The 24,809-nt window shown below is 40.9% G+C and carries 25 protein-coding genes; 21 read left to right on the top strand and 4 right to left on the bottom strand.

Features of this window, described 5'->3' with window-relative positions; translation table 11 throughout:
- Positions 1–50 precede the first annotated feature (50 nt).
- From PF327_RS04080 to PF327_RS04000, 17 genes are all read left to right on the top strand, one after another.
- The gene (locus tag PF327_RS04080) at positions 51–638 is read left to right on the top strand and encodes a superoxide dismutase (protein WP_289401466.1); all 588 of its coding nucleotides are present in this window, start codon (positions 51–53) and stop codon (positions 636–638) included.
- A gap of 59 nt (positions 639–697) precedes the next feature.
- A complete protein-coding gene (locus PF327_RS04075) occupies positions 698–976 on the top strand; it encodes an iron oxidase oxidoreductase (protein WP_289401465.1) in 279 nt (92 codons plus the stop codon).
- 50 nt (positions 977–1,026) lie between these two features.
- The gene (locus tag PF327_RS04070; RefSeq protein WP_289401464.1) at positions 1,027–3,567 is read left to right on the top strand and encodes a 2-oxoacid:acceptor oxidoreductase subunit alpha; all 2,541 of its coding nucleotides are present in this window, start codon (positions 1,027–1,029) and stop codon (positions 3,565–3,567) included.
- A complete protein-coding gene (locus PF327_RS04065; RefSeq protein ID WP_289401463.1) occupies positions 3,564–4,409 on the top strand; it encodes a thiamine pyrophosphate-dependent enzyme in 846 nt (281 codons plus the stop codon). Before PF327_RS04070 ends, PF327_RS04065 begins: the two co-directional genes overlap by 4 nt.
- A 110-nt stretch (positions 4,410–4,519) precedes the next feature.
- The gene (gene sufB, locus PF327_RS04060) at positions 4,520–5,959 is read left to right on the top strand and encodes a Fe-S cluster assembly protein SufB (RefSeq protein ID WP_008242833.1); all 1,440 of its coding nucleotides are present in this window, start codon (positions 4,520–4,522) and stop codon (positions 5,957–5,959) included.
- A complete protein-coding gene (gene sufC / locus PF327_RS04055) occupies positions 5,956–6,705 on the top strand; it encodes a Fe-S cluster assembly ATPase SufC (protein WP_008242835.1) in 750 nt (249 codons plus the stop codon). The genes sufB and sufC overlap by 4 nt, the downstream gene beginning before the upstream one ends.
- On the top strand, positions 6,705–7,895 hold the full coding sequence (locus tag PF327_RS04050) for a SufD family Fe-S cluster assembly protein (protein WP_008242838.1): 1,191 nt from the start codon (positions 6,705–6,707) through the stop codon (positions 7,893–7,895). Before sufC ends, PF327_RS04050 begins: the two co-directional genes overlap by 1 nt.
- Positions 7,895–8,314, top strand: coding sequence for a SufE family protein (locus PF327_RS04045; RefSeq protein WP_008242840.1), 420 nt, complete (start codon positions 7,895–7,897; stop codon positions 8,312–8,314). Before PF327_RS04050 ends, PF327_RS04045 begins: the two co-directional genes overlap by 1 nt.
- 4 nt (positions 8,315–8,318) lie before the next feature.
- Entirely contained in the window at positions 8,319–8,714 is a 396-nt protein-coding gene (locus PF327_RS04040; protein WP_008242842.1) for a metal-sulfur cluster assembly factor, read from the top strand.
- Positions 8,715–8,906: 192 nt separating this feature from the next.
- A complete protein-coding gene (locus PF327_RS04035; RefSeq protein ID WP_289401462.1) occupies positions 8,907–9,659 on the top strand; it encodes an ABC transporter ATP-binding protein in 753 nt (250 codons plus the stop codon).
- Positions 9,656–10,753 (top strand): SufB/SufD family protein, encoded by a 1,098-nt coding sequence (locus PF327_RS04030; RefSeq protein WP_008242846.1) that lies wholly within the window; start codon positions 9,656–9,658, stop codon positions 10,751–10,753. The genes PF327_RS04035 and PF327_RS04030 overlap by 4 nt, the downstream gene beginning before the upstream one ends.
- 392 nt (positions 10,754–11,145) lie before the next feature.
- Positions 11,146–12,633, top strand: coding sequence for a DEAD/DEAH box helicase (locus PF327_RS04025; protein WP_008242847.1), 1,488 nt, complete (start codon positions 11,146–11,148; stop codon positions 12,631–12,633).
- 252 nt (positions 12,634–12,885) lie between these two features.
- Positions 12,886–13,761, top strand: a complete 876-nt coding sequence (locus tag PF327_RS04020) for a formylmethanofuran dehydrogenase subunit E family protein (RefSeq protein WP_289401461.1) — start codon at positions 12,886–12,888, stop codon at positions 13,759–13,761.
- A 184-nt stretch (positions 13,762–13,945) separates the two neighbouring features.
- Complete coding sequence (locus PF327_RS04015; RefSeq protein WP_008242852.1) at positions 13,946–14,155, top strand: hypothetical protein; 210 nt, start codon at positions 13,946–13,948, stop codon at positions 14,153–14,155.
- Between the two features lie 62 nt (positions 14,156–14,217).
- The gene (locus tag PF327_RS04010) at positions 14,218–14,937 is read left to right on the top strand and encodes a carboxymuconolactone decarboxylase family protein (protein ID WP_008242853.1); all 720 of its coding nucleotides are present in this window, start codon (positions 14,218–14,220) and stop codon (positions 14,935–14,937) included.
- A 153-nt stretch (positions 14,938–15,090) separates the two neighbouring features.
- Entirely contained in the window at positions 15,091–15,405 is a 315-nt protein-coding gene (locus PF327_RS04005; protein WP_289401639.1) for a cytochrome P460 family protein, read from the top strand.
- Positions 15,406–15,559: 154 nt separating this feature from the next.
- The gene (locus tag PF327_RS04000) at positions 15,560–16,006 is read left to right on the top strand and encodes a nucleoside deaminase (RefSeq protein ID WP_008242858.1); all 447 of its coding nucleotides are present in this window, start codon (positions 15,560–15,562) and stop codon (positions 16,004–16,006) included.
- 99 nt (positions 16,007–16,105) lie between these two features.
- On the opposite strand, the gene PF327_RS03995 is transcribed toward PF327_RS04000, so the two are convergent.
- A complete protein-coding gene (locus tag PF327_RS03995) occupies positions 16,106–16,501 on the bottom strand; it encodes a hypothetical protein (RefSeq protein WP_008242860.1) in 396 nt (131 codons plus the stop codon).
- Positions 16,502–16,795: 294 nt separating this feature from the next.
- On the opposite strand from PF327_RS03995, the gene PF327_RS03990 reads away from it, so the two are divergent.
- Positions 16,796–17,263 (top strand): cytochrome P460 family protein, encoded by a 468-nt coding sequence (locus PF327_RS03990; RefSeq protein WP_289401459.1) that lies wholly within the window; start codon positions 16,796–16,798, stop codon positions 17,261–17,263.
- A gap of 59 nt (positions 17,264–17,322) precedes the next feature.
- On the opposite strand, the gene PF327_RS03985 is transcribed toward PF327_RS03990, so the two are convergent.
- Entirely contained in the window at positions 17,323–18,279 is a 957-nt protein-coding gene (locus PF327_RS03985; protein ID WP_289401458.1) for a hypothetical protein, read from the bottom strand.
- A gap of 208 nt (positions 18,280–18,487) precedes the next feature.
- Here PF327_RS03985 and PF327_RS03980 point away from each other — a divergent pair, with 208 nt between their 5' ends.
- Positions 18,488–19,507: a cytochrome-c peroxidase gene (locus PF327_RS03980; RefSeq protein WP_289401457.1), complete on the top strand. Its 1,020-nt coding sequence runs from the start codon at positions 18,488–18,490 to the stop codon at positions 19,505–19,507.
- Positions 19,508–19,552: 45 nt separating this feature from the next.
- On the opposite strand, the gene ftsH is transcribed toward PF327_RS03980, so the two are convergent.
- Positions 19,553–21,388 carry an ATP-dependent zinc metalloprotease FtsH gene (gene ftsH / locus PF327_RS03975; protein WP_289401456.1) on the bottom strand — a complete coding sequence of 612 codons (1,836 nt, stop codon included), beginning with the start codon at positions 21,386–21,388 and terminating at the stop codon, positions 19,553–19,555.
- Positions 21,389–21,564: 176 nt separating this feature from the next.
- Between ftsH and PF327_RS03970 the strand changes: the two genes are divergently transcribed.
- Entirely contained in the window at positions 21,565–23,310 is a 1,746-nt protein-coding gene (locus tag PF327_RS03970) for a YgiQ family radical SAM protein (RefSeq protein ID WP_289401455.1), read from the top strand.
- Positions 23,310–24,140 carry an HAD family hydrolase gene (locus PF327_RS03965; RefSeq protein ID WP_289401453.1) on the top strand — a complete coding sequence of 277 codons (831 nt, stop codon included), beginning with the start codon at positions 23,310–23,312 and terminating at the stop codon, positions 24,138–24,140. Before PF327_RS03970 ends, PF327_RS03965 begins: the two co-directional genes overlap by 1 nt.
- Here PF327_RS03965 and murU read toward each other — a convergent pair.
- Positions 24,137–24,805, bottom strand: coding sequence for an N-acetylmuramate alpha-1-phosphate uridylyltransferase MurU (gene murU / locus PF327_RS03960; RefSeq protein WP_289401452.1), 669 nt, complete (start codon positions 24,803–24,805; stop codon positions 24,137–24,139). The two genes, PF327_RS03965 and murU, sit on opposite strands and share 4 nt — an antisense overlap.
- Between the last annotated feature and the right edge of the window lie 4 nt (positions 24,806–24,809).

Below are 24,809 nucleotides of genomic sequence, written 5' to 3'. Positions count from 1 at the left end.
CTATAAGAGTATAAAAATACATACTAAATGAGTATATAAAAGGATAAAGAATGACACACACATTAATGGACTTACCTTTTGATGAAAATGCACTGGAACCGTATATTTCAAAAGAAACACTTCAATACCATCATGGTAAACATCATGCCGGATATATAAATAAACTTAATATTTTGATTGAGGGTACGGTCTATGCAGAGATGAAACTTGAAGAGATTGTCACAAAAGCCGATGGTGGTATATTTAACAATGCTGCACAAGTCTTTAACCATAATTTTTATTTTAATGGAATGAGCAAAAAAGCAACTTCTCCTTCTAAAGAACTGTTGGCTTTATTTGAACGTGATTTTGGATCTATAGAGTCATTTAAAGAGAAATTTTTAGACATGGCAGCAGGTTTGTTTGGTTCTGGCTGGGTATGGCTGAGTATAAAAGACTCAGGTACATTGAGCATAGAATCATTTTCCAATGCTGGTAATCCACTTCTTTTAGGTCATACACCATTACTTACATGTGATGTATGGGAACATGCCTACTATATTGACTATAGAAATGCCAGAGCGGATTATCTTGAGAAATGGTGGGAGCTTGTGAATTGGGACTTTGTATCGGAAAACCTAGAAGCAAGTACTCAATGATATTTCATAGAATGAGTGTGTAGGACACCACAAACATTCTAACACGTAAAGGAGTGATCATGAAATCATCAAGAAGATATTTTTTTAGATATATGTCAGCACTTGGTTTGGTGAGTTTTTTCCCTGTACCGATCAGTGCCAAAACAGCTAAGAATATCGTAAAATATCAATCTACACCAAAAGATGGAAATGCCTGTAAAACATGTATGCACTTTATACCTGAAACCAATGAATGTAAAACGGTGGAAGGAAGTATTGATCCCAATGGCTGGTGTATCATTTACTTTAGAGATCCTCACTATAAAGAAGTAAAAGTAGAAGATGATAATGCAACTTGATCTCGCTGTAACGTAGTTCGTCATTATTCATCTAGTCAGGAGCTTAGAGTATGACCTTGGAAAAATTGAAGCAGTATAATGGAAAAAATAATCAAAAAGCATATATTGCCTATAAAGGTAATATATATGATGTCACAAACAGCCCACTATGGAAAAATGGAACCCATCAAAATATGCATGAAGCGGGTGTTGACCTCACAAATGTTCTGGCAAATGCACCCCATGGTGAAGAGGTCTTTGGAAAATTCGAGATCGTAGATACACTCGATGAAGAGGATGAAAATGATCGAAATAATGTAAGCACAATAGATTGGGTGCAATGGTACCGTAAATACCATCCACATCCTATGCTGGTTCATTTTCCTATTGCTCTACATCTTTTTGCTTCCGGACTGGATCTTATTTTTTTGTTTCAACCCAGTGCCTCGTTTGCTACAGCAGTTTTTTACACTTTTTTTGTCTCCACAGTGATGGGTATATTTACGATGTTTTCTGGCATATTAAGCTGGTGGATCAACTACCAACTGGCATTGAACCATATTTTGATCAAGAAACTGATATTCTCTGTGACCACCCTCATTCTTGGTATTATCGGTATTATAATCTATCTTAACGATCCTGGTGTGGTTTACTTAACGACACTGCCGAGTATATTTTATCATGGCATCATATTTCTTACAGGGATAACAGTGATCATATTGGGATATTACGGAGGCAAACTCACCTGGCCAAATAGCACAGAGGATACAAGAAAGGATATCAAAGACGATACCATAGATGATAGTAAAGAAGAAATGAAGAAAGAGACTATAAGTCCTACTATGAAAGAGATGAACATACCGTTTCAGTCAGTGATCTCCAAGTCACCCGTGTCTCTACCACAAAATGAAGAAGTAAATATAGATGGGAAGAGTCATAGTATTTCTATTCTTATCGGAGGTGCAGCAGGAACCGGTATCAAGACACTGGAAAATATATTATCTGCTGCCTTTAAACGCAGCGGTTATTTTGTCTTCTCCACCAAAGAGTATATGTCAAGAGTACGAGGCGGAAGCAACACCACCCTGCTCCGTATTTCAGACAGACCTATCATCGCACCATGTTGGTATGTAGATCTTTTTATAGCCTTGGATACCCCTGCCCTCTCGCATGTACAGGAACGGTTGACGGAGGATAGTGTTGTTTTGGCAGATGAGAATGTTGAGCACGAACAGATACAGATCACATCTATACCTATGAATCATACAGCCAAAGAGCTTGGAAGTAAAAATTATGTGAATTCTTATGCCGCCGGTGTACTTTTTGGCATCTTGAATCTTGCATCACAACCATTGTCAGGAAGTATTAGCAGGCTCTTTGATGAAGAGGATCTTCAAGGAAATGAAAGAGCGATGGAAGCAGGGTTGACCTATGGTAATAATCTAGAGACTTTCCCATCTCTACAACTTCCTGAAACGTTATTTGATTCTGCAGATTCCATGCATCTTATGGATGGCTCTTCCGCATCCGGATTTGGTTTTTTGGCTGGAGGATGCAATATGATCACTGCCTATCCTATGTCCCCCTCTACCGGAGTACTGAACTTTATGGCTTCGATGTCCAATGAGTTTACTCTGTTGGTTGAACAGAGTGAAGATGAGATCGCATCGCTGAATATGGTGCTGGGTGGCTGGTATGGCGGGGCAAGAGCCATGACCTCCACTTCAGGGGGTGGATTCGCACTTATGAGTGAAGCGATCAGTCTTTCGGGAATGAGTGAAACACCTGCCGTCGTCTACCTGGCACAGCGTCCTGGTCCAGCCACAGGCTTGCCTACACGAACAGAACAGGGAGATCTGAACCTTGCAATATATAGTGGACATGGATATTTTGGTCGTATTGTCTTAGCACCGGGAGATCTTCAGGAATGTATCGACTACGGCTATCTAGCCTTTGAACTTTCAGATAGGTATCAGATGCCTGTGATCTATATGAGTGACCAGTACTTGGCAGACTCTCTCAGTCTTTTAAAAACAGTGGATTTTGAAGCATATGAACAACGACGCTATATTCAACCTACGGATGCATCTTATGATCGCTACAGACTGAGTGATACAGGTATTTCAGCACGGGGAGTCCCGGGTGTGGGTGAAGGAATAGTGGTCACTACCAGTGATGAACATGATGAGCGTGGACAAATCACTGAGAGCTACCATGTGCGTGAAAAGATGGTTCAGAAGCGGCAAAAAAAGATCGAGTTGTCTATTTCAGAAGCATTTGCTCCTAAGGTCTATGGAGAAGGAGAGATCGCGATCATAGGATGGGGATCTACCAAAGGGGCCATCATGGAAGCAATAAATGCATTAGATGATCCCAGACTCTTTCATGTGCATTTTTCATGGGTACATCCCCTCAATACGGAACACCTTGCATTTCTCAAACAAACTTCACTCAATATAGTGATAGAAAACAATGTCACCGGAGAGTTTGCAGCTATTTTGAAAAGCCATGATATCAAGATCGATCATCGTATCTTACAATCGAATGGTTTTAGCTTTTTTACGGACCGGTTAAAAGAAGTATTGGAAAAAGTACTAAAGGAGACAACATGAAACATCCGCTCGATAGAACAAACATAGACAATGCATGGTGTCCAGGGTGTGGAAATTTTGGGATACTGAAACTCCTGGAAGAAGTACTGACCGAACTGGAATGTGATCCTAAACATACAGTTATAGTCTCTGGTATTGGGCAAGCTGCCAAGACACCCTACTATATCGATACACATATGTTCTGTGGACTTCACGGGCGTGCACTTCCTGTCGCTACAGCACTCAAAGCTTCCAACCCTGCACTAAATGTCATCGCAGAAGGCGGGGATGGAGATATGTATGGTGAAGGTGGGAACCATTTTATGCATACCATCAGGCGTAATCCTGATATCGTACATATCGTACACAATAACATGGTCTATGGTCTTACCAAAGGCCAGGCCTCACCCACAACCCAGATAGGTTTTAAAACACCCATACAGGTAAATGGGGTCACTAATGAACCATTCAACCCCATATCAGTCGCTCTAGCACTAAAGGCCGGTTTTGTATCACGTGTCAACATAGGAAATCAAGCCCATGCCAAAAAGGTTCTCAAAGAAGCCTTTTTACATAAAGGGTATGCTTTGGTAGATGTCTTTCAACCTTGTGTGGTCTTTAATAAGGTTAACACCTATAAATGGTTCAATGAAAACACCTATGAACTCGATAGTAGTTATGAGAGTAATAACCTACCCTCAGCTATGCAAAAAGCACTTGAAAATGACCCCATACCTATAGGCATTTTTTACCAGAACAGGCAACCAACATTTGAAGAGCATATCAGAGGAGATGAACAAAATCCGCTTGTCACTCTTACCCATGATATAATAAAATTACAGGAATTATTCGATTCCTATTGAAATATAAGGTAAATAGGATAAAATTACTCCTATATTATAAAAATACTTGACCGCACTCTATAATTGTGCTATAACTTGTAAAAGAATAATGATCTATATAAGGATTTTAAATGGCAAACGAAGGATTAGATAAAGCTGTCTCAGGAGAGTATGCCCTCGGCTTTGAGATAGATATCGAAACCGAAACCGCACCACCGGGACTTTCAGAAGAGACGATTGCGTTCATCTCGAAAAAGAAAGGTGAACCTGACTGGATGCTTGAACTCCGTATCAAAGCATTTAGAAAATGGGAAACCATGACTGAACCGCACTGGGCTAAACTAGACTATGAGCCGATAGACTACCAGTCTATCTCTTACTATGCAGCACCGAAAGAAGGTATTGACAGTTTAGATGAAGTGGATCCTAAAATTCTAGAGGCCTACAACAAGTTAGGTATCTCTTTAGAAGAGCAAAAGCAACTGGCCGGTGTGAAAGTGGCTGTAGATGCAGTTGTTGACTCAGTTTCGGTCAAAACCACCTATGCTGAAGAACTTGCTGAACATGGTGTTATCTTCTGTTCGATCTCAGAAGCGATAGAACGTCACCCAGATCTCATTAAAAAATATATGTTCTCTGTTGTACCAATGGCAGATAACTATTTTGCAGCGCTTAACTCTGCGGTATTTACAGATGGAACCTTTGTATACATTCCTAAAGGTGTACGCTGCCCTATGGAGCTAAGTACGTACTTTAGGATCAATGCCATGAACACGGGACAATTTGAACGTACACTGATCGTAGCAGATGAAGGATCATATGTAAGTTATAATGAAGGATGTTCTGCTCCGACACGTGATGAGCACCAACTTCATGCAGCTGTCGTTGAACTCGTAGCAATGAAAGATGCAGAGATCAAATACTCTACGATCCAAAACTGGTTCCCAGGAGATGAAAACGGGAAAGGCGGGATCTACAACTTCGTTACCAAAAGAGGTATATGTGAAGGAGACAATTCCAAGATCTCATGGACACAGGTAGAGACCGGTTCAGCCATTACATGGAAATATCCGTCATGTATCTTGAAAGGTGACAACTCTGTGGGTGAATTCTACTCAGTAGCAGTCACTACCCTAGCCCAGCAAGCCGATACAGGTACAAAGATGATACATATCGGTAAAAACACCTCTTCAACGATCATCTCTAAAGGTATCTCGGCAATGAAAGGCCAAAATACCTATAGAGGATTGGTGAAGATAGGTGCTAATGCCACGGGTGCAAGAAACTACTCTGAGTGTGATTCACTGCTCATAGGTTCTAACTGTGGGGCACATACGTTCCCTTACCTTGAATCAAAAGATACACAAGGACAGGTAGAACACGAGGCAACGACCTCGAAGATCAGTGACGAACAACTTTTTTACCTCCGTCAAAGGGGTATCAATGAAGAAGATGCCGTGAGTATGATCGTTCACGGTTTCTGTAAACAAGTCTTTAGCCAACTCCCTATGGAGTATGCGGTGGAAGCAAAAGCATTATTAGAATTAACATTAGAAGGAAGTGTAGGATGAGTATTTTGAAAATTGAGAATTTAGAAGCGAAAATAGGTGATAAGCAGATATTAAAAGGTTTAAACCTAGAATTGGAACCAGGAAAGGTCCATGCTATTATGGGACCCAACGGTGCCGGTAAGTCTACGCTTTCTAAAGCGCTTGTAGGACACTACGACATTGAATTACTTGGTGGAAATATCATCTACAAAGGTAAGAACATCAATGAGATGGAGCCTGAAGAGAGAGCTTTAGAGGGAATTTTCCTTTCATTTCAACACCCAGTAGAGATCCCTGGTGTGAATAATGCCTATTTCCTAAGAACAGCACTCAATGCGAAACGTAAACACGAAGGTAAAGAAGAGTTGAACTCAGCTGAGTTCCTACGTCTTATGAGAGACCATTTAGAGATGCTTGGTATGAAATCAGATATGATCAGCCGTTCACTCAACGAAGGTTTCTCAGGTGGTGAAAAGAAGCGTAATGAAATTCTTCAAATGCTTATTCTTGAGCCGGATGTCATTATTCTTGATGAGATCGACTCCGGACTGGACATTGATGCACTAAGAGCTGTATCTGAAGGGATCAACAAGATGAAGGACGGTAAACGTTCATTCCTGGTTATTACACACTATAGCCGTATTCTTGACTATATCCAACCGGATTATATCCATGTACTGAAAGATGGGAAAGTGATCAAAACAGCAGGTCCGGAGCTTGTAGCACAGCTTGAAGATACTGGATATGACGCGATAGAGGAAGAATAATGAACCTTTCAACGCTTAAAAACAAAAACCTGCAAGAAGTCAATGGCTTGTTGGATATAAAAGATAGAGATATCTTGGTAGAGCGTTTTGTATCACTGGGTCTTCCGAGTAAAAAGTCAGAAGAGTATCGCTACTTTGATGTAGAAAAACTCCTGGAAAAAGAGTACAAAACACTTACCTATGTTCCAAAAACGCTTAGAGTCTCTGATAAGATAGAGATCGTTGATGGTGTGGTGGTAGCTGCTCCACAAGGATTACGTGTCTACAATGAGGCATGTGGCCAGATCGATATGGATCATTTTGATCCGCTCTATTACCTTGGACACCTACTCTCTCCACAAGCGATCAAAATAGAGCTGGATGGAGATACAGAGGTAGAGATAGAGCATAAGTTTACCCAAAGCAATGCTTTGATCAACTATCGTATCGTACTCTACACACAGGCGAACCGTCATGCAACGGTATATGAGAACTTTGTAGAAGAAGGTATTGAGAATTCGCTTGTACTTTATGGGTATGATATGCATATTTCACAAGACTCTTCCTTACGTGTGGTTAAAATGCAGCGTATGCAAAACAGCGGTTATAGCATGGTTGCTTCACATAAGATCAATGTTGCTAGAAATGCACATGCCGTATTTAAAAGCTTTGATCTAGGTGGAGACAATGCCCTTCAGCTACTCAAAGTAGAATTAGATGAGCGTGCCCATGTTGATGCAGGTCACCTTCTCTATCTCAACAGTGAAGCAAAAAGAGGTACTGTCTCTCAGATCGTACATCGTGGTGAACATTCGACCTCTAAACAGGAAGCTAAAAATATCTTGGACGGTGAATCCAGAGGTATCTTTGATGCACTTATTCGTGTAGAAAAGAGTGGTAAATATACCAAAGCTGAGCAGAATTCTAAAGCGATACTACTTCACGATAAAGCATATATGGCTGCAAAACCGCAACTTGAGATCTATATTGATGAACTGGAAGCAAGTCATGGTGCAACGACTGGTCAACTCAGCGAAAAACAGCTTTTCTACCTACAAAGCCGTGGTATTAGTCGTGTTGAAGCCAGAAAAATACTTGTGATCGCTTTTGCAAATACACTGATCGAGACGGTTAAGGACAGTAGACATCAAGAGCGTATTAAAAAAGCTTTTGAAGAGGTCTTTTACTTAGCACACAAAAAGGATAACTAATGAATATGGAAGAGACAGTAGCAAGGTATAAAGAAGATTTTGAACTTTTTCCTACAGATAATGAAAAGTTAGAGTACATTTTTGATTTGGGAAAACGCCATACAACACTTCCTGACGAATTGAAGAATGATGATACTTATGTCAAGGGATGTGCCTCTGACGCATGGCTTGTAGGCGAATGTGAAAATGGTATACTCAAACTTCGCGGTGAAGGTACTTCTGAGATGGCCAAAGGTATGCTGACTCTTCTTTTAGACATATTCTCTAACCGTCCAGCTGATGAGATACTCAGTTTTGATCCTGCTAAACTTCATGATATGGGTGTGGTAGAACTCCTCTCCCCTGTACGTCAGCAAAGTTTGGAAGCATTTTTAAATATGGTCTATGGCTACGCACAAAAATGTAAAGAACAAGGATAACATCATGAGTAGTGAAGAGAAAAACATCAATGACAAAATGGCTGAAGAGAGACAAAAATTTATCGAGTCTCAGCCAACAGATGAAGAGATGACAGAAAAGATCATCGCACATCTTAAAGAGATCTATGACCCTGAACTTCCGGTGAATATTTATGACCTGGGACTCGTCTATAATATAGACACATGGACGGATGAAGTCTCTATGATGAAAAAAGCCAAGATCACGATGACACTGACTTCAGCAACCTGTTCATTTTCACAGGTCATCATCGATCTGGTCAAAAGTATCGCTACACGTCAAGAGGGTCTTGAAGACGTAGATGTAGAGATAGTTTTTGATCCGCCATGGAGTCAAGACAGCATGACCGATGAAGCAAAATTAGCTATGGGATTACTCTAAAAACCATACTGACGCTCTCCGTCAAAACATTGCTTGCCAACGTGTATTAAACACCTTTTTTAATACACGGTATTTCCCTTTCGCCTTTCACATCTAGATACAGACTCATAGAAATATTTATGATATAATTTATATTAGTGATATACACTGGATTTGTGTATTAAACAGTCTCTGAGAAAGAAAGGGTTTAAAATGGATGGACCCCTATTAGAAATTTCAGATCTCTATGTCTCCGTAGAGAACAAACAGATCATCAAAGAGATGAACCTTAGTGTGGGCAAAGGTGAAGTGCATGTTATTTTCGGTCCCAACGGTTCTGGAAAATCCACCCTCCTCAATACGATTTTGAAACTTCCCGGCTATAGCATTGATAGTGGAGAGATCCGAGTAAAATCCAAAAATATACAAGATATGACAACAGATGAGATCGCCAATCTGGGTATAGGTATGTCTTTTCAGCATCCGCCAAAGATCAAAGGGGTGACTCTCCGAAACTTTCTTCATGCGATCAACCGTTCCGATGACCTTGATGATGAGATTCGAGCGCTCAGTATGGAAAACTTTCTAGAAAGAGAGCTCAATGTCGGTTTTTCTGGCGGAGAACTCAAAAGGGCTGAAGTACTGAAACTTTATGCACAAAGTCCTGACCTGCTTTTAATAGATGAACCCGAATCAGGTGTTGATATTGAAAATATTGCCGTAATCTCAAAAGCGATCAATAAGATTCTTCAAAAAGAAATGCCGATGAAACTGCGTGTACGTTCTGCTATAATTATCACACATACGGGCCATATTCTTAACTATATCGACGCTGATATTGGACACGTTTTCATGGATGGTAAGATCGTTTGCACGGGTAATCCTAAATCACTTATGGAAGATATTAAGAGGTTGGGTTTTACAGGGTGTGCAGAGTGTTATAAGAAACCAAAGGATCACATATGAAGCAACTGGATGAAGCTACGAAAACAACTCTAAAAAAGGTCGCATATGATGAAAAAGAGGAACGATCGGCAAATTTTTTTGCCAAAGATTGGGATATTCTAGACACACACTCCGCGGCTGAAGGACTTGAGATCCTCCCCATCAATACAGCATTGCAAAAATATGAATGGCTCAAAGAACTTTTCTTTACGCTTGTAGATAAAGACAAAGACGATTATGTCAAGCAGGTAGCCTCCAGTGATGTGTTGCTGGGCTATTTCATCCGTGTCAAGGCAGGAGTCAAAATTACTCTTCCAGTCTATACCTGCTACATGATCAATACCGATAAATTCACCCAGTGCACGCATAATATTGTGATTACTGAAGAGGATTCTGAGCTTCACCTTATCAATGGATGTACAGCCAATGCACATGTCACATCCGGACGCCATCTCGGTGTCACAGAGTACTTTGTCAAAGATGGTGCCACACTCACCAGTACTATGATCCATAGTTGGGGGAAAGAGGTGGAAGTTTACCCTAGAAGTGCTGCACATGTTGGTAAAGATGCAAAATTTATTTCAAACTATGTCGCGATGACTAGTGTAAAAAAACTGCAGATGAATCCACTTGCAGTGATAGAAGAATCTGGACTCGGGGAATTTTATACTGTCATATATGCACCTGAAAATTCTCAGTTTGATGTCGGATCGACGGTTATCTTAAATGGTGATGGAGCATCATCCGAGATTATCAGCCGTGTGGTTTCTAATGGTGGTGAAGTAATAACCAGAGGAGAGATCATCGGTAAACACCCCAATGGCAGGGGTTCAATGGCCTGCAACGGGTTGCTTCTGAGTGAAAAAGGCTACATTCACGCGATCCCAGAACTACTTGGAGAGGACCCGCACCTTGAACTCTCTCATGAAGCAAGTGTGGGCATGATCTCCAAAGATGAACTTGCCTACCTGATGGCATCGGGTATCGAAGAGGAGAAGGCAAAATCTTTGATAATCGAAGGCTTTTTGGATCTAAAAATCCCGTCTCTTCCTGAATACTTACAACGACAGATCAATGATATTGTCAAAGAGACAAAAGACTTTGAAACGATGTAAAGAGGGTTTGGATGTACTCCAGGCCCTGCTCTTGCGAGAGTGATACATACAGTTTTTAGCATTTTAGTGTAGTAAAATTATAACAAATTGTTTAAAAAACTATAAGAATTTAAAATATCACTAGCATTATCTTGTTTATTATGCTATAATTCCGAACTTTTACTGCAAGAGAGTATCAAACTCCTTATTTAGATACATAACATGTATCTCCTTTTTACAACGCATTGGCGTGTGATAGTTTGGTATCAAGTTGCATAAAACAGGGTGCACCCAGTTGCTTTAGCAGCAGGGGTATCGGCATTGAGTGCCAGATAACATGCTTGTAACTTTAGAACCGTTCTATCGCCAAGACTTTACCACCCCACACAATATCAATATAAAGAAAACACTACATGAAATTTACAGATTTTAATTTAAAAGAGACTATTCAGACTGCTATAGCAGAAGCTGGATTTACTGAACCGAGCCCGGTTCAGAAAGATGCGATTCCTTTAGTATTAGAAGGTCATGATATGATCGCGCAGGCACAGACAGGTACAGGTAAGACTGCTGCATTTGGTCTTCCTATCATGAGCATGATGAAAGGTGACGGTTCTGTTGAGGGACTTGTGATCGTTCCTACTCGTGAGCTTGCAATGCAGGTGAGTGATGAACTCTACCGTTTCGGTCAAATGAGCGGACTTAAAACAGCTACTGTCTATGGTGGTACAGCGTATGGTAAACAGATAGACCGTATAAAACAAGCTTCTATCGTTGTGGCGACTCCGGGTAGACTTCAAGATCTGCTTGAGAGCGGAAAGATCAAAATGAATCCTCAGTTCGTTGTGCTTGATGAAGCTGATGAAATGCTTGATATGGGATTCTTGGATGAGATCAAGAATATCTTTACTTTCCTTCCTCAAGAACGTCAAACACTTATGTTCTCAGCAACAATGCCAAACAGTATCAGAAAACTTGCAGAGCAGATCCTTAAAAACCCTAAAACCGTTTCTATTACGAAGTCAGAGAGTACAAACACTTCTATCACGCAACTTTACTATGTTGTACAGGAGAAAGAGAGAGATGATGCGCTTGTTAGACTTATCGACTATAAGAATCCAAACAAATGTATTATCTTCTGTCGTATGAAAAAAGAGGTTGATAGACTGGTTGCACACTTGACAGCACAAGGATTTAAAGTTTCTGGTCTTCACGGAGATATGGAACAAAAGCAAAGAGAAGTAACGATCCGTGCTTTCAAACAAGGTGGTATCGATATTTTTGTTGCAACAGATGTCGCTGCACGTGGTCTTGATGTCAATGATGTCACACATGTATTTAACTACCACATCCCTTTTGACTCTGAATCTTATGTTCACCGTATCGGTCGTACAGGGCGTGGTGGTAAAACAGGTGAAGCGATCACTTTAGTAAGCCCTAATGAGCTTAGAACCATTAAGCGTATAGAAAAAGATGTAGGTACGAAGATGACTACACAAGTGATCCCTACACGTATGGAAGTACAAAACAACCGTGCAGATGCGCTTATCGCTAAGATCTCTGAAACTAAAGTGACTGAAAGTGCGATCAATCTTGTTAAAACATTACAGCATGATCTAGATATCGTCACGATCGCACATCTTCTTGCTTCTTTAGTTCAGGAAGAAACTTTTGTAAAAGGTAAAGACCACATTGGTCTTGGTCTTGAAGAAGTTGAACTTCTTATCGAAAAAGCACTGCAGAACAGAGGCGGAGGCGGTGGTGGCCGTAACCGTGGTGGTTCTCGTGGTAACAGAAGTGGTGGCCGAAGTAGACATGGCCGTAACGGACGTTCAAGCGGTAGCCGTAGCGGTGGCAGACGTGACAGCCGTAACGGCGGTCAAGGCAGCAACAGAGGGTAAAACTACCCTCTTCTTCTTATCTCCTGCCTTATAATTTAAACTTTCAAAACTATTAGAACATTATTTCTCCAAATATTAAAACATTCATAGATTAGTTCATCACCTTATTTCTTGAAATATACATATATTTCTTGTATACTATAAATACTACTAATAATTTGTTGAGCTTGCAAAAGGTTGTATGCCTGAACCTTCATGGCAGTGATAAAAGTATATCACTCATCGTTCTTATGAACACAAAAAGGATTCTACATGAAACTACGATTATTTTTCCCACAAATCTTGATCTTAATGTTATTTAATCATATCCTGCTTGCACAGGAACCTACTTATAAGCAAGGGGTGAATACATTCATAGAAACCGGCGTAACACAGCCTGATAATATCCCTACATGGTATGCGCCCATGGTAGCAAAGCCTTATGCACCTGTTTTTGAAATTCTTGCTACAAAAGGAACTCAAGGCAGGTATTATCCATACACGTATGCTGTCACGATAAAAGATATGATCAAGTGGCATGGCCATGATTGCGAAGGAACCACCCATGCTGCGAACATCATGAAAATCGCATTTGAGATCCTTTTCCCTGATGGTATTATAGATAGAAGTGTCCTCAAGGGTATTTCTGGAACTGGGCCCTGCTGGTCAGATGCTGTTGCTTTCTTAACCGGTGCCCGACTTCAATATGGTAATCTTGGCTACTTCAAGAACAAAGATTATAACCATGCTATTCTACTGTATCGTACGGACACCAAGGTTGCTGTATTAGGAACATGGAAGAAAGGTATCAATAATATTCCAGGTGAACCCGTCGTACTACCCGAAAAGATCAATTGGACAGCAAAAGTGAACATGCAGGATGTCATTGCATTGAAGAAGGAAGTGAAAAATGCAAAAGGGAATCCTACTCCCTACCAGGTCGATCTCTTACGTTTCTATCAGTGGACACATGTGAACGACATTCTGAGTCATCCATTACATGAAAGCTATCAAGCTAAAGTCATTGAAGATTTTAACTGGGACGACTGGGTGGATAATACAAAAAGCATTTCGAAGCCATTTATAAGATCAGATACACGTTTAAAGAATCACCCGTACCGTGAGAAACCTGTATTAGATAGAAATTAACAAACTAATTATCCTCATTCCCACGGAAACTGTTCGAATGAGAAAAGAGACTTAATCTTTTATGATCTTAAAGGATGGGGATGTTATTATGGTAGGTACATAAGAGAAGATGCTTTTTATATTGAACTTTATACCGATGAAGAAGTGATACTTTCTCAAATGGGAAGGCAAAGTAAGTAAAACAATGGAATATCAGTTTATAGAATTCAAAGAAGGTCAGAGATGGAAGACCCGGATGGGCAAAAGATTTATTATTAAAGAGATTCGTGAGGACGAAGAGTACGCTCTGGTATGCATTAGTATGGATACAGGTAAAAAACATTTTTTTGATGAAGATGGTTTTGAAATTCCAGGATATCCTACAGATAATGATTTAGTAGAACAGATCTCTTAGTATTGAGGAATAAGTCCCTACTTAGAAACAGTGTAGCAAGTATTAATGCAAAAGGCAATATAATGAAAAGCAAGAAAACACTAAGTACCGAAGGATTCACGAGGCGAGTCGTTGTGAAGCTCTTTGGAGTGGTGGTGGGTATTTTGGCCACTGGATTTCCAAAGAGCGCTTTCGGTTCAAATAAGGAGTCAAAGATGATTTTTCCTAATGAATCAGAATCCCGCATCACCCCCTTACCCACTAAGGATTTGAGCCCAGAAAGCTTAAAAATTTTGGCACGTCTTCCCGGGAAAGGCCTCCAGGGAGAAGGCTTCCCGTACAATCTCCTCGGTACTCTAATGCATAACCCGGACACCTTGGAGCCGTTTCTTGACTATTGGGTGACGTCAAAAGCGAATATGGGACTGTCGGTCCGTGAGCAGGAGTTGGTCATCCTTCGCATGGCTGTTCTCTATCGCAGCGAGTATGTTTGGAAACACCATGTTAAGGTCGGGAGAGAATTTGGCATCAACGATACAGAACTCGACGCTATTCGACACGGTTCCTATGCAGCGTTCTCTGCTCAGAGGGAGTGCGCCTTTCTCGAACTGACTGATGCCTTCGTGAAAGAGCGGTCTATCTCGCCGAAATTATGGAACCATACCAAGGAGATTCTCTCTGAAAAGGACTTCGTCGATTTGATCTCCCTGGTCTCTCAGTACGTTCTTTTCGCACTTACTAATGTCTGCTTACAAGTCCAGGTCGAGCCTGGAGTGGCAGATCTGCCTGGAATCGAGGATTAGAGGCGACTCTAAATCGACAGGTTTGATATATTACTCACACTTTATATAGATACTGTGAGGAGAGTTTATTTAAGATACAATTGATACGTTCAAAAAACGCAAAAACAAGGATTTAAAATGAAAGTTACAAAAATATCTTTAACTTGATTGGCTATGCTCTCATCTTCTGTTTTCACTGCGATTGCAGATACTCCAGAGCCGTCTAACCATATAAATTATCCTGTAGGATGGCAGAAGTGGTCTCCGATAGCTGTTTATCACCGTACAGATAATAACACAAGTAGAAAAATATTAGGTAATTCAATTGCCGTCGAAGCTGCGCGTAAAGGAAATGTCAATCCTTGGCCGGATGGGGCTATATTGGGGAAGATCGTTTGGAAAGATGATCAACTACAAGATTGGAAGGCAGCAACGGCTCCTGGAGAATTTGTTCATGCCGAGTTTATGTTTAGAGATTCAAAGAAATGATGAAGATGTTTTGAAGTTCCAGGCTATCCTACAGATAATGATCTTGTAGAACAGATCTCTTAACCCGTTCCATATCTCCCGATACAGAACGAATCAGTTTCTGTAGGTATAGATCTCTGATTAACATGCTATAATTTAAACCATGAATAAATGGATGCAGATAGCCTATAACGAAGCGATAAAAGGGATGAATACCAATGAAGGGGGACCGTTTGGTGCCGTCATTGTCAAAGACGACAAGATCCTTGCTAAAGCCCACAACCGTGTGCTGGCGACAAATGATCCGACGGCCCATGCCGAAATGACCGCCATTAGGGAAGCCTCGAAGTTACTCGACACTTTTGATCTTTCCGGATGTACCCTGTACGTCACTACACAACCCTGCCCGATGTGCCTCGGGGCTATCTTATGGGCACATATAGAGACTGTCTATTATGGTACGACCAAACTGGATGCGGCCAAAGGTGGCTTCGACGATGCTCGTTTTTACGAGATGATAAAGTGGGAAAAAAATGGTGTTGTGCTCAAGCAGATCGATTACGAGGCATGCGCAAAGATTTTTGAACAATGGAATGAGAAAGAGGATAAGCAAATCTACTGACTCTAACACATTACCTCATTACACCAGTAGTAAAGAGGTACTGCTAATACTATACTGATCTTTATTCTTGACCATACACCTAGGAAATGGGAGAAAATCTCATAACTCAAAAGAGAGATTTGCAAATACCCCTTCGACACTTTGTGCCGTTTTATAGCGGGTCTGGAGCATTCTTACCTTTTTGGTCTTCATGTCACAAATAGCTATACGGAAGCTCATACCCATTTGCGGTTCAACGATACAGATAATTTTTCCATCATGTTCACGTGTGGCATGGATGATACCCTGAAGTTTGGGAAAGAAGTATTTTGGATAGCTTAACGGTGTAATCTCTACGATCTTTACCTTATCGCCATCTTTTAGGGTATCAACTATAAGCTGGGCATCTTCCACGCTCTCAAACTGCACACACCAATCATCAAAAACCTTATTGAAATGCTTTAGATCTTCATCTAAGAAACCTCCGGCAAGTGATTGTAAAGCAAAAATACCCATTCATTTTATCCTATTTTATCAAGCGAATTTTAGCATAAATTGCTGGAGAAGAGAAATAACCTACAGGTTAAAGTAGTGTTTTGTGACTCGTCCTCCATCGAGACAATGGGAGAGAGTATATGCGTATCGATATATTAGTTTATAACTATATGTATTGAAACTTCCAGACATTTCTTGTATACTATTCATGCTCTAATAAAAGTAGTATGTTTCTCTAAATAAAGTGAGTCACCATTTACTTGTAAAAAAGGATATAAAATGAAACTTATTAAATTATTTGTCACTTCATTGGCGATGATCTTTTCTTCCACTATCAATACATTTGCGGATACACCAGAGCCATCAAACAATATTGACTATCCTGTCGGTTGGCAGATGTGGTCTGCGATAGCTGTTTCTCACCGTACTGATAACAACACAAGTCGAGTAATATTGGGTAATTCAATTGCAGTCGAAGCAGCACGCACAGGAAAAATTAACCCTTGGCCTGATGGGGCCATATTGGGTAAGATCGTTTGGAAGGATAAACAACTTAAAAATTGGAAGGCAGCAACTGGACCGGGAGAACTTGTCCATGCCGAATTTATGTTTAGAGACTCAAAGAAATATAGTAAGACATACGGATGGGGTTGGGCACGTTGGCTTGGTCTGTCACAAAAGCCATTTAATGATGGAGGAAAGTCCTGTATCTCATGTCATACACCAGTCAAAGATCGAGACTGGACATTTACAGATCCAGCTGCATTTCCAACTTTAAAATAGCTAACAATGCATATGTGGTGTTAAAAAGAAGTCAAGATAATCCCTCCCCTCTTGGATTTTCACTTCTCTTTCGTCATATCCTTGACCCCATCTACATCGATCGGTGTGGACCATTTTGCTTCAAATACCGTTTCCATAGACTCTACCTCCTCTCTAATATCCTCTACTCTCTTTCTTAACTGCTCATGCAATTGCTTATAGTGCTTGTCGGTAGACAACAGCTCTTCTTCTTTTTCTTTTTTCCATCGATATCGGCTCAACGCTTCCACAACTTCCGGGGCGACGGATTTCAGAATGGCTGATTCGAGGAGTTCGGCTTTGTTCTCTACTACATTGAGCTCAACCCCAAGTGTCTGACCCTTTTCTATCCAAGATTGGTTGGGTTTGTTTTGTTTATTGGTGCTGAGGGTATAAGTGGGATAATGAGAGACGATATCTTCATATCCACTGCCAAAAAGCACAGGGATAGCACTAAATTCGATATCTGGGTTAATGAGCCCTAAGTCATTCTTGACCTTCACCGCAAGTGAGTGAAAGATGGATTCACCGGATGGGTCGAAGTCGGTAATGGCTATAAGATAGGCTTTATTGTATTTGGCCGTACGGTTAAGATATTGGGCAATATTCACCGACTCAAAAGATGGGATCTGTCCGGTACTGCTATAGATACCACATTGCAGTGCTTCGGAGAGTATGTCTGTACTTCTCGTCGGCTTTTCTGTGAAAAGCACGATGGGGGTATTATAGGTGTGTTTGTCATTACTGAGTCCCTTAGTGATAAGGTTGAGTCGACTGTAGATCGTCACATCACCATCCAAAAAGAGTTCATAGAGATATTCGCCTATGAGTCTGTTGACATAGATATCCCACTTGTCATCAGGCATTTTTTTGAGATGTTCGATGTCCCCTTTGAACTTATACCAGATATCTCTGATATTTTCCACGGTTTCACCTGTGGAAAGAAACTGATCGATATAGGTGGTAAGTTTTTTGCGGGTGCCTCTGTAGTGTTTCATAGCTTAGCCTTTACGCATACAAAGTTAGAAACATTATACCAGTTTTTAACTCTTGTCACTACTTGTAAATCCGGATCTTGAGCACAGAATTAAAATCATTTTGGAAAATTCATAAAAATAGAGAAAAACTTATTAAATGATAATTTTTATTATTTACATGTAAGTATAACAACTATATAATGACTTATAAAATTTATAAGGAGACTATATGAAAATGACTAAAATAATTGCTGCTTCACTTGTAGCATCATCCGTATTATTTGCTGGTTCATTGGCTGATAAAGCAAAATCAATGGGGCTTCAACCGATCCCAATAGATAAAAATGAGCTTACCAAACTTACGGATCCAAATGGAACCATTACACCTGAGAGAGTGGAACTAGGTAAAAAACTCTATTTTGAACCAAGACTTTCAAAAAGCGGTATCATCTCCTGTAATACCTGTCACAACCTTGGACTTGGAGGAACGGATGGAGCACCGGCAGCTGTAGGTCACATGTGGGTTGCAAATCCACACCACCTGAATTCACCAACAGTTTACAATGCAGTCTTCTTTAAATCTCAGTTCTGGGATGGAAGAAGTCCACACCTTGAAGATCAGGCACAGGGCCCTATGCAGGCAGCACCTGAGATGGCATCACCGGCTTCACTGGTTGTAGATAGAATCAATTCTATTCCAGCATATGTGGAAGAGTTTAAAAAAGCATATGGAAACGATGTAAAAGTTGATTTCCCAACGATCACATCAACGATCGGTATCTTTGAGAGAACATTGGTCACACCATCAAGATACGATGACTTCCTCAATGGTAAAGATGATGCATTGAACGATGCTGAAAAAGAGGGGCTACAAGTATTTATGGATCAAGGATGTGCATCATGCCATAACGGTGTAGCACTTGGTGGAACCATGATGCCATTCCCAATGATCAAACCATATAAATTTGCAGATGTAGGTGACTTCAAAGGTGATAAGAAGGGTATGGTAAAAGTACCAACACTTAGAAATGTGACGGAGACAGCACCATATTTCCATAATGGTCAGATCTGGAGCCTTGCTGAAGCGGTTCAAGAGATGGGACGTACACAGCTTGGAAAAAATATTTCTGATGAAGATACAGCAAAGATCGTGACATTCCTCAAAGCGTTAAAAGGTGAAAAACCGGAGATTGTTTATCCACAGCTTCCGGAAAGTACTGCTACAACGCCTAAACCTGATTTTAACTAATCAAACATTATGTTGCAGAGCGGGAAATTCTTTCTTGTTCTGTAACTATATATCTACGATACTCTTGATCTCATCAAGATATAACAGCTCTTTTTCTACCAGTTTATCTGAAAGCGCACTGATCTCTTTCTTATGGGTTTGAAAAAGTTTTAATACCTCTTCCTCTTTTTCTGTAATAATCTTCCTTACTTCATCATCTATGAGTTTGGCTGTCGCTTCACTGAAGTCTTTTGGCATCGCCATTTCACGCCCCAAAAAGACATGATCTTCCCCTTTTTGATAGTAAACAGGTCCAAGCACTTCACTCATACCCCATTGGCTTACCATATGTGTTGCCAGACTCGTTGCCTCTTTAAGATCATTGGCCGCTCCTGAAGAGAGATCACCAAGCAGTGTTTGTTCTGCAGCCCTTCCACCAAGCATCACCCCTATTTTGTCTAGCAGATAGGCCTTTGGAAAGTTTTTTAAATCTTTCAACGGCAGTTGTTCTGTCATTCCCAGTGCCTGCCCTCTTGGAATGATACTTACCTTTTCTATAGGATCTGCATGTTCAAGCAGCAGTGCAGCAAGTACATGACCACTCTCATGAATGGCTACTCTTTGCTTGTCCTTTTCATCCAAGACAAACTCCTGTTCGACACCCATGATGATACGATCACGTGCATACATGAAATCATCCTGTGTGACATACTTTTGCCCTTCTCTAGCTGCATGCATGGCTGCTTCGTTGACAAGATTGGCGAGATCTGCACCGGAGAAACCGATAGATATTTTTGCTATCTTCTCCAAATCTATAGAGTTGTCTATCTGAACATTACGTATATGGATGTTGAGTATCTTTTCACGTGCTTTGACATCGGGCAGACTGAGTGTGATTTTACGGTCAAACCTACCCGGTCTTAGCAGTGCATAATCGAGAACATCAGGGCGGTTTGTCGCTGCGATGACCACGACCTGCTCTTCTGACTCAAAACCGTCCATCTCAGCTAAGATCTGGTTGAGTGTCTGTTCTTTTTCATCATGACCGCCGCCTACACCTGCACCTCTGGCACGCCCGACAGAGTCAATTTCATCGATAAAAATGATTGCAGGGGCTTCTTTTTTGGCTTTGTTAAAAAGATCACGTACCCTTGATGCCCCTACTCCTACAAACATTTCAACAAACTCCGAACCACTGATGGAAAAGAATGGCACTTCCGCCTCCCCTGCTACTGCTTTTGCCAAAAGGGTCTTCCCCGTACCCGGTGCTCCCATCAGCAAGATCCCTCTGGGAATTTTGGCACCTATTCTTTCATATTTTTCAGGATTTTTAAGAAAGTCCACAACTTCATAGAGTTCGATCTTTGCATTTTCCACACCTGCCAGATCATCAAACGTCACAGATACCTTTTGTTTCTCATATTTTTTAGCCGTGGATTTCATAAAGTCAAATACACCTCCACCCATACCACCTAATTGCTCTTTCATACGTCGTGAACTGTAAAATATAAACCCTATAAAGATAAAAAGTGGCAGCAACATAAAAAAAGCAAGCCAAAAACCTGACTCTTTTTGTGACTTCACGAACATCTCAACCTGATTTTTTTCCAATAGTGCTAATAATGTTTTATCTTCAAAAGGAGGAAGTGTTGTCCTTACATAAGCAGGTCTCGAACCTATCTCACCTTTTAAAGTAGCTACAACCTGATCTCCATCGATTCGTATCTCTTTGATACTATTTTCTGCAATTTTCTTTTTAAATTCATCGTAAGAGAGTGTTTGACTCTGTTTCTGCAATGACATATAATTATACAATTGAAATCCGAGCATAATCATGATCAGTATCACCCATATATTGGTAAAAGGATTGAATTTAGGCATATCTATCGGTTCTTGTTTCATCTCTACTCCCATTAGGAAATTATCAACTCTATACTTATTGTACCAAAATATAGAAAGTCATTTTATAAGGATAATAGGTATCATAAGGATAATTCACACTTATTGGCTATAATACGAAAATAATCACTATGAAAGAAGAAATTCCTGTATTTTGGATGCATGAATAAGGTACCCCTATGAGCAAACTTGATCTTAGAGAAGCAAAACGTTTTTTACCTACCACCAGAGAAGAGATGGATGCACTTGGGTGGAAACAGTGTGATGTGATATTGATCTCTGGAGATGCCTATATAGATTCTCCGTTCATTGGTGTGGCTACAGTCGGACGTATGCTTGAAAAGCTGGGGTATAAGGTTGGAATCATAGGTCAGCCTGATATCAAGAGTGACAAAGATATCAGACGTTTGGGTGAACCGAGACTCTACTGGGGTGTGAGTGGTGGAAGTATTGACTCTATGGTAGCGAACTATACAGCTACAAAGAAGTTTAGAAATTCTGATGATTATACACCCGGAGGAAAGAATACCAAACGTCCAGACCGAGCTGTTCTGGTCTACACCAATCTCATACGTCAAAACTTTAAAAATACGGTACCTATCGTTCTGGGCGGTATAGAAGCTTCACTTAGACGTGTCACCCACTACGACTACTGGAGCAACAAGCTTAGAAAACCTATACTCTTTGACTCTAAGGCAGATATACTCATCTATGGTATGGGAGAACAGGCGATTCGTGAGCTTACCCATGCCTTGGATCAAGGTAAGGAGTGGAGAGACATACGCGGTGTCTGCTACATAAACAAAGAGCCTGTAGAGCATTATCATCAACTTCCCTCACACCAGGAGTGTCTGGATGATAAAGAGAAGTATATAGATCTTTTTGATCTTTTTTATGACAACAATGATCCCATCGCAGCAAAAGGTCTTTGCCAGAAAGTAGACACACGTTACTCTATACAAAATCCGCCATGCGATTATCTGAGTGAACCTGAGATGGATGAAGTCTCTGCCCTGCCGTTTACAAGAGAACTGCACCCCTACCACCGTCCGGAAGGTAAAGTAAAATGTCTTGAGACGATCAAGTTCTCCATTATGACACACCAGGGATGCTGGGGTGAATGTAACTTCTGTGCCATTGGTGTGCACCAGGGACGTACGATCCGTACACGTTCAGAACAGTCCATCGTCAAAGAGGCCAATCAGTTTAAAGAGTACAAAGACTTTAAAGGCATCATCTCAGATCTTGGCGGTCCTACAGCAAATATGTACGGCTATGAGTGTAATAAAAAACTCAAACTCGGTACCTGCGACCATCAGCGTTGTGTAGATTCACGACATCTATGTTCATCCATGAAACCGGACCATACCCGTGTGATAGGTATGATGAAACAGGTACGTAACATAGAGGGGATCAAAAAGGCCTTCGTAGCTTCAGGTATACGTTATGACCTGATCAATGAAGACAAACGTAAGGGCTACTCCTATCTCAAAGAGCTGGTAGAACACCATATCTCAGGCCAGATGAAAGTCGCACCTGAACATACCCAGCAGCATGTACTTGATCTTATGGGAAAACCGGGAAAACAGACACTGATAGACTTTAAAAGGCTGTATGACAAACTCAACAAAGATATGGGGAAAAAGCAGTATCTTACCTATTATCTTATCGCCGCACACCCGGGTTGTGAAGAGAAAGATATGCATGAACTGAAACGTTTTACGACTGAAGAGCTTAAAATGAACCCCGAACAGGCACAGGTTTTTACCCCGACTCCTGGAACCTACTCTGCCGTGATGTACTACACAGAGATGGACCCTGTCACACGTAAAAAGATCTTTGTGGAGAAAGATATACATAAAAAAGAGAAACAAAAAGCCATCGTACAGGCAAAAACGAATTTTAAATCAGGATTTGCAAGTTAATGCACAACAGACCTATCTATATCACTGACCTCGACCATACGTTTTTGCGTACGGACCAGAGTGTCAGTGATTTCAGCAGAGAAGTTTGGAACACAAAAAGCAAAGATGCCATTCTCTCAGTAGCCACAGCAAGAAGCTTTCAAAAAACCCATGACTTTTTGGAAAAACTCCATCTGGATGCCCCTATGATACTATTAGACGGTACGATGATTGTCTCTCCGGACAAAAAGCTCATAGATCTAAAAACCATCAACAAAGCACTGGGTGATGCCATCGTTGAAGTTGGATTACAGTTTGATATTGACCCTTTTATCATAGGGTTGAAAGACATGGATCTCAATGAAGCATTTTTGTACCCTCGTAAACTGAATAAGCATCAGAAATTTGTCCTCAAGGGCTACAAAAATGATCCACGACTACAGTTCAACCCTGAAAATAAAACCATGGAGTTGAACCTGAAGATCGTTTATTTTGGTGATAAAAAAACACTGAAACCTCTTACATCGAAATTAAAAGCGACATTCAAAGATGCCATAGAGTGCAAACTCTCCCCGGAAAAATACTCAGACGGCTACTTCCTGACGATACTTCACCCTGAAGGGGACAAAGCCCATGCACTTCAGAAGGTTATGAACTATCTAGAACGAGATCCTGCTGATGTAACGGTATTTGGTGACTCTGTCAATGACATTGGGATGTTCAAGCTTGCAGGAACCTCTGTAGCCGTTTCCAATGCCCTGGATGAGGTAAAAGCCGTAGCAGATGTCATACTTCCTCACTCTAACGATGAGGATGCAGTGGCCAAATATTTGAAAGAACAGAAGCGTTAATACCTATTCATCAACTGGGCGTTCAAAAGCTCCAGTCTCTCTGGTGTCCCTATATCAAGCCATTCGCCTTCATAGAGTTCACCGGTCACTTTTCCCTCTTTGATTGCTACTCTGAGTAAAGGTGCCAGTGCAGATTTACCGTAGAGTACCCCATCAAAGAGTTTTGGAGAGTAGTACCCGATGCCAGAGAAAGTGTATTGCCTGTTATCAATGACCCTGTTCCCATCTAAGGCGAAATCTCCTTCAGGGTTATGTTCCGGGTTGGGTACAAGGACTAAATGGGCGAGAATACCTTCTGCAAGCTTTCTATGGTCTTGAAAATCATAATCGGTCCATATATCTCCATTGAGAACCAAAAATGCCTGATCCCCAAGTAATGGCAGCGCTTTGATGATGCCCCCTGCTGTCTCAAGTCCACCCTCTTCCTGTTCATCAGAGTAGGTAATGTTCACGCCCCACTCTGAACCGTCCCCCAGTGCTTCAGGGATTTGATACCCCAGGTGTGCAATGTTAATGACTATATCAGTATATCCGTCATGTGCTAGACGTTCTATGTGCCATACGATAAGAGGTATACCGCCTACTTTAAGTAGAGGTTTCGGTGTCGTGTCGGTCAGTGGCCTCATTCTTGTTCCAGAACCTGCAGCAAGTATCATACATTTCATCGTA

Source organism: Sulfurovum xiamenensis, from assembly GCF_030347995.1.
GTDB lineage: Bacteria > Campylobacterota > Campylobacteria > Campylobacterales > Sulfurovaceae > Sulfurovum > Sulfurovum xiamenensis.
The sequence above is the reverse complement of the archived record's forward strand: the minus strand, read 5'-3'. Positions and strand labels throughout refer to the sequence as shown.